General features: G+C 54.9%; 11 protein-coding genes, 1 other RNA gene and 1 CRISPR repeat array (1 of these 13 cut by a window edge). Of the genes, 9 read left to right on the top strand and 3 right to left on the bottom strand.

The features are described 5' to 3' along the window. Nucleotides 1-61: 61 nt before the first annotated feature. The 4 genes from ACFSOY_RS13905 to ACFSOY_RS13890 all read left to right on the top strand — a co-directional run bounded on the left by ACFSOY_RS13905 (nt 62) and on the right by ACFSOY_RS13890 (nt 2131). Nucleotides 62-319, top strand: a complete 258-nt coding sequence (locus ACFSOY_RS13905; RefSeq protein ID WP_386047567.1) for a hypothetical protein — start codon at nt 62-64, stop codon at nt 317-319. A 57-nt stretch (nt 320-376) separates the two neighbouring features. Then, nucleotides 377-776, top strand: an RNA gene (gene rnpB / locus ACFSOY_RS13900) — RNase P RNA component class A. Between the two features lie 157 nt (nt 777-933). Then, nucleotides 934-1578: a PAQR family membrane homeostasis protein TrhA gene (trhA, locus tag ACFSOY_RS13895; RefSeq protein ID WP_386047565.1), complete on the top strand. Its 645-nt coding sequence runs from the start codon at nt 934-936 to the stop codon at nt 1576-1578. Between the two features lie 103 nt (nt 1579-1681). After that, a complete protein-coding gene (locus ACFSOY_RS13890) occupies nt 1682-2131 on the top strand; it encodes a gamma-glutamylcyclotransferase family protein (RefSeq protein ID WP_386047563.1) in 450 nt (149 codons plus the stop codon). A 114-nt stretch (nt 2132-2245) separates the two neighbouring features. Here ACFSOY_RS13890 and asnB read toward each other — a convergent pair whose 3' ends face one another. Both asnB and ACFSOY_RS13880 read right to left on the bottom strand, forming a co-directional pair. Further along, nucleotides 2246-4087 (bottom strand): asparagine synthase (glutamine-hydrolyzing), encoded by a 1842-nt coding sequence (gene asnB / locus ACFSOY_RS13885; protein ID WP_386047561.1) that lies wholly within the window; start codon nt 4085-4087, stop codon nt 2246-2248. Between the two features lie 108 nt (nt 4088-4195). Then, nucleotides 4196-4765, bottom strand: coding sequence for a DJ-1/PfpI family protein (locus ACFSOY_RS13880; RefSeq protein ID WP_386047559.1), 570 nt, complete (start codon nt 4763-4765; stop codon nt 4196-4198). Between the two features lie 136 nt (nt 4766-4901). Here ACFSOY_RS13880 and ACFSOY_RS13875 point away from each other — a divergent pair, with 136 nt between their 5' ends. Then, complete coding sequence (locus ACFSOY_RS13875; RefSeq protein ID WP_386047558.1) at nt 4902-5192, top strand: antibiotic biosynthesis monooxygenase family protein; 291 nt, start codon at nt 4902-4904, stop codon at nt 5190-5192. A 114-nt stretch (nt 5193-5306) separates the two neighbouring features. Further along, nucleotides 5307-7079: a UbiD family decarboxylase gene (locus ACFSOY_RS13870; RefSeq protein WP_386047556.1), complete on the top strand. Its 1773-nt coding sequence runs from the start codon at nt 5307-5309 to the stop codon at nt 7077-7079. Between the two features lie 117 nt (nt 7080-7196). Here the strand turns inward: ACFSOY_RS13870 and ACFSOY_RS13865 are convergent, their stop codons facing one another. Further along, nucleotides 7197-7427 (bottom strand): heavy-metal-associated domain-containing protein, encoded by a 231-nt coding sequence (locus ACFSOY_RS13865; RefSeq protein ID WP_386047554.1) that lies wholly within the window; start codon nt 7425-7427, stop codon nt 7197-7199. A 128-nt stretch (nt 7428-7555) separates the two neighbouring features. Here ACFSOY_RS13865 and ACFSOY_RS13860 point away from each other — a divergent pair, with 128 nt between their 5' ends. The 3 genes from ACFSOY_RS13860 (at nt 7556) to ACFSOY_RS13850 (ending at nt 9873) form a co-directional block, all read left to right on the top strand. Next, nucleotides 7556-7693 (top strand): hypothetical protein, encoded by a 138-nt coding sequence (locus ACFSOY_RS13860; RefSeq protein ID WP_386047553.1) that lies wholly within the window; start codon nt 7556-7558, stop codon nt 7691-7693. Between the two features lie 127 nt (nt 7694-7820). Continuing rightward, nucleotides 7821-8321: an NfeD family membrane protein gene (locus ACFSOY_RS13855; protein ID WP_386047551.1), complete on the top strand. Its 501-nt coding sequence runs from the start codon at nt 7821-7823 to the stop codon at nt 8319-8321. Nucleotides 8322-8343: 22 nt separating this feature from the next. Then, the gene (locus ACFSOY_RS13850) at nt 8344-9873 is read left to right on the top strand and encodes a flotillin family protein (protein ID WP_386047549.1); all 1530 of its coding nucleotides are present in this window, start codon (nt 8344-8346) and stop codon (nt 9871-9873) included. A gap of 531 nt (nt 9874-10404) precedes the next feature. Continuing rightward, nucleotides 10405-12365: a CRISPR direct-repeat array (repeat unit 37 nt; unit sequence CTAGCATCCAGTCTAAAGACTGGATGAGGATTGAAAC); it runs 1914 nt beyond the window's last position.

Genomic DNA, 12365 nt, shown 5'->3' with positions numbered 1-12365 from the left:
AGGATCGCAACGTCTTTTTTGCATATCGCCCCCATACGATTGAGTATGGGGGTGAACGAGCATGACGAACCTGATCATTAGCGCAATTGCACTGATCGTTGTGATTCTGGCGTTTTCGTACGCCTATTATCTGTTTCACCTGTTGCTGACGATCACAAAATGCCCCGATTGCGGACGGATCATGCAAAAAGTGATGTATACGGAGTTACTGGAGGACAAGGAGCAGCGACAGGTGCTGTATGAATGCCGATTCTGTCAGTCCAAGCGGATCAAGAAGAGCAGCCTGCCGCGCGGGCGGAAGTTCACCCTCTACCCATAATTCACAGCTTGAATTGTGGTGGACGTTGCTGTATAATATTGCTTTGTCTAAAACCGAAAAGTAGGCTGGGCAGTCGCCGGTGCAAGGTCGAAAGGCCGCACGGGAGGAAAGTCCGAGCTTCACAGGGCAAGGGTGCCGGCTAACGGCCGGTGGGAGCGATCCTAAGGAAAGTGCCACAGAAAGAAACCGCCAGCGGCCCCGCTCGGGGTGCGGGCAAGGATGCAACGGTGCGGTAAGAGCGCACCAGCAGCATGGAGACATGCTGGCTAGGTAAACCCCACCCGAAGCAAGACCGGATAGGAGTCCAGATGCGTCGGCCCGGCGCGGACTCGGGTTGGTTGCTTGAGCGTGTTGGCAACAGCACGCCTAGATAGATGATTGCCGCTCCACAGTGCGAGGGTGACTCCCGTCTGCAGCACCAGGAGTACAGAACTCGGCTTACAGGCTTACTTTTCGGAGTCATCTCATAGCGAAGCGTACAAAGAACCTGGCGACAGGTTCTTTTTCATAAAACTGACCGATGAGGCTAAAATTTATACTCTTCGGTCAGTTTTTATTGTAAAATGGAAATGGAGTTTGCTAGACTGACGATCCGGGAGAGGCGGAATGCGGTGATGTGGTTTTTGCGGTTTCGAGAGCCGGTCAATACGTGGACGCATTTGATGACATGTTTGGCGGCAGTCGTAGGGCTTGTGCTTTTGATCGTATGGTCGCGGGAGAGCGCGGCGAAAGTGTCGGTGATGACCGTCTACGGGGTGAGCATGATCGTTCTGTTTTTTGCAAGCTCGCTCTATCATGCGGTGCGCACCTCGCCTGAGAAGATCTTGGCGTTAAAGAAATTTGATCATGTTTCGATCTTTTTGCTGATCGCCGGAACGTACACGCCGGTGTTCGCCTACGGGCTGGATGGCGCTTGGCAGATCACGATGCTGATCATCGTCTGGGCGCTCGCCATCGCAGGGATGGCGATGAAGCTGTTTTTCATTCATGCGCCGCGCTACCTTTCCACTTTGTTGTACGTCGGTCTCGGCTGGATCGCGATCGTGCCGTTTTTCAAGCTGACCGAGAGCTTCCCGCCGCAAGCGATCTGGCTGATGATCGCCGGAGGCGTGGCTTACACGGTCGGCGCGGTGATCTATGCGACCAAGTGGTTCGATTGGGTTCCGGGGAAGTTTGGCTTTCATGAGATCTTCCATCTGTGGGTGTCGGCAGGTGCAACGCTGCACTTTGTGATGATCGCTCGCTATATTGCGCTGTAAGAGAAAGAAGCTCTGTGGGTTGCCGAACTCAAGAGCTTTTTCTTATGATGAGAGTGGGAAGCAGTTTCGAGAAAAAGATGTGAAGCGAAGGAGTCGTGGGAAGATGCTGTTGTTTTTTGCCTATGGGGTCAGCACAGACCCAGAGCGGATGAAAGCGGAGATGGGCGGCTTCCTGTCCTACCAAAGCGCGACGCTGCCCGACCACGGGTGCACGTTTACTTACAATGCTGAGTATGACGGGGGAGCGACCACCTTGATCAAAAGCGCGGGCGAAGCAGCGCTCGGCGTGGTCTATCAGATCGAGCCTAGCCAGCTTGCTCTGTTCGAACAGGTGGATGAGGAGTATGCCCTGCATCGCCTGCAGGTGCAGGTCGCAAGCGAGCTTGTCGAGGCGTATGTGCTCCTGCCTCGCGAAGAGGAGACGCTCACCTTGCCGACCGAGCGGTATTTGCAACGGGTCGAGCACGGGCTTTGCCAGCATCATTCGTCCGATGAGGTGAAGCGTTATTTACAGCGAGGCATCGAGCGGGTGCTCAACAGCAAAGAGCATTGAGAATATGGTTTTCTGCCTGCAAGCGATCCTCGTCGACCGAGGAGAGCGGTGGGGAACATCGAGAAGCCCTTGGCGACGTTGGCGCCAAGGGCTTTTGTAGATCGATTGGGCAGACTAGACCAGACGGACGCTGTAGTTGCGCATCCAGGTGTCGATCTGTGCCATATAGGCGAACAGCTGCGGGCCGGCCATCAGCTGACCGAAGAACGGGCGGACGAAATTGGGGTCGTCAGCTTGGATCGCCTGCAGCAGCGCGTCCTTGTTGACCACCTGTAACAGCGGTGAGGTCTGGTCGTCAAGAATCTCCTGCAGCCACTGGCGCACCGCGTGCAGGTAGGCGGGGTTGTGCGTTTTCGGATACGGGCTCTTCTTCCGATAGAGCACATCATCGGGCAGCACGCCTTCCAAAGCGCGGCGCAACAACCCTTTTTCCCGCTGCTGGTAAAACTTCATCGACCACGGGACGTTCCACATGTACTCGACGATCCGATGATCGCAAAAGGGAACGCGCACCTCAAGCGAGGCGCCCATCGTCATCCTGTCCTTGCGGTCGAGCAGGGTGGGCATCCAGCGGAACAGGTTGAGGTAGGACATCTCCCGCGCCCGCGCATCCTCTGGCGATTCCCCTTCCAACTTGGGCACTTCGGCCAGCGCTTGTCGATAGCGGCGGTCGATATGGTCGCGCACCTTGACTTTCGCGGCAAACTCTTCGTTGAGCCAAGACTCGCGACCTTCCACGTTGCGCGACCAGGGGAAAGTTCCCGCATGGATCATCTCTTCGCGGTAGAACCACGGATAGCCGCCGAAAATCTCGTCTGCGCACTCGCCGGAGAGCGCGACGGTCGCTTCCTTTTTGATCTCTTTGGAGAACAGGTAGAGCGAGGCGTCGATGTCAGCCATGCCGGGCAGATCGCGGAAGCTGACCGCCGCTTGCAAGGCGCTGATCAGCTGCGGCGTGTCGATGACGATCGAGTGGTGCTCCGAACCGATGTGCTCAGAGACCCGCTTGATCCACGGCCCGTCTGCGTTCGGCTGAAAGTCGCTCGCCGTAAAATGCTTGTCGTTGTCCAGATAGTCGATCGAAAACGTGTGCAGCCGCTTTCCTTCCTGTCTGTACTTCTCAGCGGCAAAAGCGGAGATCATGCTGGAGTCAAGGCCGCCGGAGAGCAGGGTGACCAAGGGGACGTCGGAGACCAGTTGGCGCAGGACAGCATCTTGCAACAGGCTGCGCACCTTCTCGACGGTGGTGTCAAAATCGTCAGGGTGTTCCGCGCTCTCCAAGCTCCAGTAGGCATGCACTTTCAGACCGCCGCGATCGAACTGCAAGCAATGTCCGGGCCTGAGCTCCTGCACGCCTTTGAACACGCCGTGGCCGGGCGTTCGAGCTGGCCCGATGGCGAAGATTTCCGCCAAGCCTTCGCTGTCCACCTCTGGCTCGACAGCCGGATGGGCGAGCAGCGATTTTAATTCGGACGCGAACAGCAGACCGCCGTTTCGCTCCGCATAGAACAGCGGCTTGACACCGAGGCGGTCGCGGGCGAGAAAGAGCGTCTCCTCGCTCTCGTCCCAGATCGCAAAGGCGAAAATTCCGTTTATCTTCTCGACACAGGCGGGGCCCCACTCCATAAAGGCGTGCAGAAGCACTTCGGTGTCGGAGTGACCGAGAAAGCGATGCGCGCGGGCGGTGAGCTCTTTGCGAATGTCTTCCGTATTGTACAATTCCCCGTTGTAGATCAGCGAATAGGCGCGTGTTCCCTGCGTGCCTGTCATCGGTTGAACACCGCCGCGCGGGTCGACGACGACCAGGCGGCGATGGGCAAACCCGGCATGGGCAGACAGCCAGATGCCCGCATCATCCGGGCCGCGGTGATCTTGCCGTTCTGCCATCCGTTTGAGAATCGAACTTTGTTCTGTGAGGTCGACTTTCCAGTCGATCCATCCGGTAATCCCACACATCTCGTTCGTTCCCCTCCAATTTGGTAAGTCTCGCAATGCGTGCGTTCTGACAGGGCGTTCGCCCAGCATGTCATAACGTATGCGCAGCGCTCACCAGATGTGCAGGGATCAAACGCCGTTGGGCTGGACGGTCGCGATCGCTTTGGCGGCGATCTCTGGGGAGGTCAGCTCTTCGATCATCCAGCGGGAGAGATCGAGCGCCGCCAGACAACCGGCTGCGGTCGCGATCCTGCCCTGCTTGACAAACGGCTGGTCGGCGACCACCTCGATGCCCATCGCCGCCAGCTGCTTGACCCGCGTCGGGTAGGTGGTCGCTTTGCGCCCCTCCAACAGGCCGAGCTTGGCGAGCAAGAGCGAGCCGGAGCACATCGAACCGATCAGTTGGCGCTCCGGATCGAGGAGTCGTTTCAACTCGTCGAGAAACGTTTCAACGCCGATCAGCTTCTGCAGGCCGGGGCCGCTGCCGATCAGCACAGCATCCGCTTCGGCGAGGTAGGAGAGACCTGCTGACATCGGGATGGTCAGGCCGTTCTCCGATGTATGATGATCGTCCGTGCCGACCAGCTTGACCGTCCAATCGGGGTGCAGGTGAAAGCGCGAGACGCGGTTGAGCAGATCCCAAGGCATAAAGACGTCGAGATCGGTGAAGCGATCGAAGACGAGGATGGCAAGTTTCATGGCGCGAACAGCTCCTTTTTGTTCAGAGAATTTTCTCTATTCTACCATGATTGATGCTCTGCAAGCGCTGTTTGGTTGTGGTACGATGAGAAAGGAACCGAACGATACTACATAAATGAGCGAAAGGGTGTTGCAGATGTTCATCGCAATGAACCGTTTGACCGTGCCTGCCGATTACCGCTCACATCTGGAAGAGCGCTTTGCCGGGTCGGGCGCACGCATGAAAGACGTACCGGGCTGTCTGGAATTTCAGTTTCTGATTCCGACAGAGGGCGATGAGGTGATCGTCTACACCAAGTGGGAATCTGAAGCAAGCTTTACCGCGTGGACGCAAGGGGAGTCGTTCCAACGAGCGCATCAAGGCTCCAACCCGAACTCTCCGGTCAAGGGCGATCTGAGACTGTATAACGTCAAATTTTCTTCATAGAGCGAGCAACAGGAAAGCGCATCCTGAGGGGTGCGCTTTTCTTTGCGAGCTCTAGCGATTTTATCGATATGCTGACCGTTATGGTACAATAGGATTCGGAAGGGGAGATATTCATTGCATCGTGATTTGCGAAGCTTTATTCATACATTGCGCAACGAGAGAGACATCGTCGAGATCACAGCGGAGGTCGATCCGTACCTTGAGCTGGCGGAGATTCATCGACGGGTGATCGCCGAGCAGGGGCCTGCCCTGCTGTTCACCAATGTGAAAGGAAGCAAGTACCCGGTGTTTTCCAACATGTTCGGCACTTCGCGACGGGTCGATTTGGCGTTCGGCCCGCGTCCTGAGCAGCTGATGAAGGATATCATCGGCCTGACGCACAAGCTGGTGCCGCCGACGTTTGGGAAGCTGTGGGGAGAGCGTCGCCTGTTGCTCGACGTGATGAAGACGGGGACGAAAAAGGTCGGCGCCGGGCAAGCGCCGATCTTGGAGCAGGTCGATGCGCCTGCCAGATTGTCAGAACTTCCGGTGCTGACCTCCTGGCATGAGGATGGCGGTCCTTTTTTGACGTTGCCGTTGGTCTATACGGAGCATCCGAACAAGAAGGATCACAACCTCGGGATGTATCGCGTCCAGATCTATGATGATCGGACGACGGGGATGCATTGGCAGATTCAAAAAGGCGGCGGCTTCCACTACCATGAGGCGGAGAAGATGGATCAAGAGTTTCCGGTGACCGTGTTTCTCGGCGGGCCGCCCGCGCTGATCGCGTCGGCGATCGCGCCTGTGCCGGAGATGCTGCCAGAGTTGTTGCTCACCTCGCTGATCCTCGGCGAAAAACTGACGGTGGCAGACGATCCGCGCGGCGGCAAGTATCCGCTGATCGCCGAAGCTGAGTTTGCGATCGTCGGCAAAGTGCCGCCGCATGAGCGCCGCATCGAGGGGCCGTTTGGCGATCATTACGGCTACTATTCGCTGGCGCACGAGTTTCCTGTCTTCAACGTGGAGCGCGTGTACCATCGGAAAGATGCGATCTACCCGGCGACGGTGGTCGGCAAGCCGGTGCAGGAAGATTATTACCTCGGGGAGTTTTTGCAGCGCTTGCTCTCGCCCGCCTTCCCGCTGGCGATGCCGGGGATTCGCGACCTGTGGACCTATGCGGAAACCGGCTTCCACGCCTTGGCTGCTGCTGTCGTTCGCGAAAGCTACAAGCGAGAATCGCTCGCCAACGCGTTCCGCATCTTGGGCGAGGGTCAGTTGACGCTGACCAAGTTTTTGATCCTGACCGACAAGCCGGTGAAGCTGGAGAACTTTACCGCACTGTTCGAGCAGGTGTTGGAGCGCTTCGATCCGGCACAAGACCTCTATGTGATGGGCAACACGTCGATGGATACGCTCGACTATACGGGTCGCCGTCTGAATCATGGGTCGAAGGCGGTCATGCTGGGCGTGGGCGATCCGATCCGCTCGCTGCCCGCCAGCTATCAAGGGCCAGACCTGCCGGGAATTCGCAACATCGAGGCGTATTGCAAAGGCTGTCTGGTGGTGGAGGGAGCTTCCTTCGTAGACGATCCGGAACTGGCACCGCGCTTGGTCGACCTCGCGGCAGACAAGCTCCGCGAATGGCCGGTGGTCTTCTTGGTCGACGATGCGTCGATCGCCAAATCACAATCATCGTTCCTGTGGACGACGTTCACCCGCTTCGACCCGGCGCATGATATCTACGCCGAGTCGGAGCTGGTCAGACATCACATCGGGTACAAGCTGCCGATCGTGATCGATGCGCGGATGAAGCCCGGCTATCCGGACGAGGTGGTCACCCGTCCAGATATCGATCAGCTAGTGTCGGAGCGCTGGAGCGAATACTTCGGCAAGAAAAACTTTTAGGCGGTCATATTTCAGCGGGATCGCTTTAATAAACTCTATTTGCTAGCATCCAACCTTCGTGTTGGATGAGGATTGAAACAACTCCCCCACGGCGATCAGCTGTGGGGGAGTTGACGTTTAGTAGAGCTCTTTCTCTTTCCAGTCGGACAGCACCTGAATGCCAGCAGCTTGAACCGTTTTGCGAAGCTGATTCACGTTGACCAGATGATCTTCATATTCGACGGTGATCATCAGATTGCCAGGATCTGCTTTCGCATAGTCGACGCCGAGCAGCGAGTTGAGCGACGTGGAGACGCGACGAAATTCGTCAGGCGATGCTTTTTTGATCATGATGTGTGCGATAGACATGAAAACACCCCCTGACGTAAGTATGGATGGGAGGGCGAGGATTTAGTCGATGGACGGCGCACCAAAAAACGTCACCTCTACTTTGCCCAAGAGCGGAACACAATAGGGGTGAGGGGGTGCCTGATGAGATGACCGAGCGTTCGTTGAAAAAGCGACTTGAATGGTTGGAGCGAAAAGCGAGAAGTGGGAAGCTGACCAAGCAAGAGCAACTCGAACTGGGCGCATCATTTCTGACATCGGCATTTGATCAAACGAAAAAAACTTGATCGTAAACGTACGCATGCTTCCAATGAAAAGGGAAGCATGCTTTTTTTGTGAAACTTTTCTGACTCTAATCCGTATGGATAGATGTGGTCTACTTGCCGCGAATTATCAAAAAAGGAGGGAAGTTGATTGCTCGAACTCTTTTATGGGTGTCTGATCGGTGGCATTCTCTTCGCGGTGATCACGTTGATCTTTGGTCATCTGTTTCATATTGCCGGACCTGAAGCGTTCGATCCGGTGATCATCGTAGGTTGGATCACTTCATTTGGCGGGACGGGGGTCCTTTTGACGACCTATACCTCGCTTGCCACTTGGACCGTTGTGTTTTTAGCAGTTACGGTGGCATTATTCCTTTCTATCATGCTCTTTTTCTTCTATGTAAAACCGATGAAGAGGTCGGAGAATTCAACAGCCTTTTCCCTGCAAGACCTGACGGGCCGAATCGGTGAGGTATCGGTCTCGATTCCGGCAGAAGGGTACGGGGAAGTGGTGCTGAAGATCGGAGCCGGCCTGACCAATCAGATCGCAGCAAGCTTTGATCGGGAAGCCGTTCCAACCGGAACAAAAGTTTTGGTCGTGGAGGCGAAAGAGAGCACGCTGTACGTCTCCCGTTATGATGAACTCGACTAGTCGATAAGAGAGGGGCAGCGAGATGCCAGATTATTTGCTAATTCCGGCGATTGTCGTCGGTGGGTTGTTGGTGATCGCGATTGCATTTTGGGCGCGTTACAAGACGGTCGGCCCAGATGAAGCGATGATCGTAACAGGCTCTTTCTTGGGGAGCCGCAATGTGATGACAGACGAGTCTGGTCGCAAGATCAAGATTGTGCGGGGAGGCGGCGCCTTTATCTTGCCGATCTTCCAGCAGGCGGAGTTTATCTCGCTCCTGTCGCACAAACTGGATGTTTCGACGCCAGAAGTATATACGGAACAAGGGGTGCCGGTGCTCGCCGACGGCGTGGCGATCATCAAGATCGGCGGCTCGGTCGAAGACGTGGCGACTGCGGCCGAGCAGTTTATGGGCAAGCCGGTCGATGCGCTCAAATCGGAAGCGCAGGAAGTGTTGGAAGGTCACCTGCGGGCGATCTTGGGCACGATGACGGTGGAAGAGGTCTACCGCAACCGCGACAAGTTCGCCCAGGAAGTGCAGGGTGTGGCGGCGCGCGACCTGAAGAAGATGGGTCTGCAGATCGTATCGTTCACGATCAAAGATGTGCGCGACAAACACGGATATTTGGAAGCGCTGGGCAAGCCGCGCATCGCAGCGGTCAAGCGCGATGCGGAGATCGCCGAGGCAGAAGCGGTGCGCGATGCAAGGATTCAAAAGGCAATGGCAGAAGAGCAAGGGCAAAAGGCAGAACTGGTTCGGGATACGAATATCGCAGAAGCGTCCAAAGAGAAAGAACTGAAAGTTGCAGCGTTTAAAAAAGATCAAGATATGGCGAAAGCAGAAGCGGATCAGGCGTACCACATCCAAGAAGCTCGCGCGAAACAGCAGGTGGTCGAAGAGCAGATGAAGATCGAGTTGGTTCGCAAAGAGCGCGAGATCGATCTGGAGACGAAAGAGATCGTGCGCCGCGAGCGCCAGTACGATGCGGAAGTGAAAAAGAAAGCGGATGCGGATCGCTATGCGGTGGAGCAGTCGGCAGAAGCTGAAAAGGCCAGACGGATGAGAGAAGCGGATGCGATGCAATATAAGATCGAGGCGGAAGCGAAGGCGAATGCGGAGCAGAAGCGACTGGACGGTCTGGCGATCGCCGAAGCGGAGCGCGCGAAAGGTACGGCCGATGCGGAAGTCATCCGCCTGCGCGGTCTGGCGGAAGCGGAAGCGAAAGAGAAGCTGGCGGAGGCGTTTGAAAAGTTTGGTCAGGCGGCCGTGCTGGACATCATCGTCAAGATGTTGCCAGAGCTTGCAGGGCGCGTGGCCGAGCCGATCAAGGGCATCGACAAGCTGACCGTCGTCGACACGGGCAAAGGAGAAGGCGCTGCGCGGGTGAGCAACTATGTCACCGAGCTGATGGCGACCGCTCCGCAGATGCTCAAAGACGTGTCGGGGCTGGACTTGGAAGCGATGATCAAAGGATTTACGCAGAAGATCGGGGCTTCACCTGCACCGCAAAAGATGATACCAACTTCATCCGAATCGCAAAAGGTGATCGAGGCGCTTGAGGAGGAGAAGTAGTCTGATGTGAATGAGGGAGAAGCTGAAGGGGCGGAGAGTTTGCTCTGAGGTGTTCTCTTGAACATAGGGTTGGAAGGGTGCCTACGCGGAGGTTCGGTGTAGGCGCTCTTTTTTTGTGTGGTTTGAGCAGGGGGAGGGGGGCAAGTCGATTCGGTTTGCGCGTGGCGAAGGTGGTTGGGAGGTCGGCGAAGAATACAGTAGGGGATAGGGAAGATCTGTTATTTTTGGAACGTTCCGATTGTGGAAGAGCCATTGAATTGTTCATCTCCTTATGGGAGATGTATGAAGTGCGGGATGAGTGAGGAGACTTGGATGACGTTGCGGCAGACTTTAGGTGGAAAAGCCGCGTTTTGCGCGAACCCCATGTGGGGGCGAAAACCCCAAGGGGTTCGCGATCGTCCTTGAAGCTTTGTCCCACAAGGGTTTGTGGGAAGATCAGCCTGCAACTGTGAGAGGAGAATGACACATGAAACGGAGGTTCGCGCAAATGGTACTGAAAAGCCCGTCACCACAAGGCCAATTTCGCGAGCCCTAGCATCCAGTCTAAAGACTGGATGAGGATTGAAACCTATCGACATTTTTGGGGAAAGAGGTGCTGTGGGTTCTAGCATCCAGTCTAAAGACTGGATGAGGATTGAAACACGACGCGCGGAAGCAGATCTGTTCAAGTCAATTGTCTAGCATCCAGTCTAAAGACTGGATGAGGATTGAAACTGACCAAAGTGGTCGAGCTCGGAACGAAGATGGATACTAGCATCCAGTCTAAAGACTGGATGAGGATTGAAACGGTATTAGCCTTGCAAGTGGAGATCGCCGAGATCTAGCATCCAGTCTAAAGACTGGATGAGGATTGAAACTATCAGCGGTTTGCGGAGAACAACAAGGTCGATCTTCTAGCATCCAGTCTAAAGACTGGATGAGGATTGAAACGCCTCATCGCACCCGCCCAAGATCGGGAGCTCGACCTAGCATCCAGTCTAAAGACTGGATGAGGATTGAAACTGTCATCCCATTCGCCCCACTGCTTGAAGAAGAACTAGCATCCAGTCTAAAGACTGGATGAGGATTGAAACAAGAAAAGTTCCTCGACAGCAGCATGAGCTGCAATCCTAGCATCCAGTCTAAAGACTGGATGAGGATTGAAACTCTTGCGGGAGTCCTCCCCCACCCTGCGGGGGCGCTAGCATCCAGTCTAAAGACTGGATGAGGATTGAAACCAGATGACGATCGCATCCCAAGCGTTTACCGCTTTCTAGCATCCAGTCTAAAGACTGGATGAGGATTGAAACGAGATTATGAGCATCGCAGTCAGCGACCGGCTTTATCTAGCATCCAGTCTAAAGACTGGATGAGGATTGAAACGTGTTTACAAAGTAATAATAGCACAGTTTCTGTCCTAGCATCCAGTCTAAAGACTGGATGAGGATTGAAACAAGTTAACAGCGTGACAACAGTTATTAAGTGTACCACTAGCATCCAGTCTAAAGACTGGATGAGGATTGAAACGCTAGTCCCCCGCGCGGACGCCTCGCTCATCTCTACGAGCTAGCATCCAGTCTAAAGACTGGATGAGGATTGAAACAGCTTTCTATAAGCGACAATTGAAAATGGCGGGTGTCTAGCATCCAGTCTAAAGACTGGATGAGGATTGAAACTGCCCGTGCGAATCTACTAAGCGGGGTGAGCGAGACTAGCATCCAGTCTAAAGACTGGATGAGGATTGAAACATCGAGCGCCTGCTGCGACAAGCGATGTCGACCGCTAGCATCCAGTCTAAAGACTGGATGAGGATTGAAACTCGAATGGTGCGATCTGCACGACGCCGGAGTGCTCTAGCATCCAGTCTAAAGACTGGATGAGGATTGAAACATTTGACACCTCTTTAAAGGGAAATTTCACCTCCCTAGCATCCAGTCTAAAGACTGGATGAGGATTGAAACGAATCGGTCTATAAACCAATCTTCGCTGCTGCACCCTAGCATCCAGTCTAAAGACTGGATGAGGATTGAAACAGGCAGGCTACTCGATCGAGGAGGCGGCGCAGAAGACTAGCATCCAGTCTAAAGACTGGATGAGGATTGAAACTCGGTGCAGCTGGAGGAGTTGTATGAGCAGGGATGCGACTAGCATCCAGTCTAAAGACTGGATGAGGATTGAAACATTTCCTAGCCGCCTTGCGATCGCGATAACGGACAACTAGCATCCAGTCTAAAGACTGGATGAGGATTGAAACGTATTGACCAAGACTTACACCACGGTACAGGGCGACTAGCATCCAGTCTAAAGACTGGATGAGGATTGAAACTGGCGTATTGACCGTCATCGGTGGGATCATCGATTTCTAGCATCCAGTCTAAAGACTGGATGAGGATTGAAACACCAAACTCCCCCAAGTCCACCACGTCCTGAAACTCTAGCATCCAGTCTAAAGACTGGATGAGGATTGAAACGCGCAAAGTGCTGGCAGTTGAAAAAGGAGCAAGGTCTAGCAT

The organism is Tumebacillus lipolyticus (genome assembly GCF_042682745.1).
Lineage (GTDB): Bacteria > Bacillota > Bacilli > Tumebacillales > Tumebacillaceae > Tumebacillus_A > Tumebacillus_A lipolyticus.
Note: the sequence above shows the minus strand (reverse complement) of the source record. Positions and strands in the feature narration are given on the sequence as shown.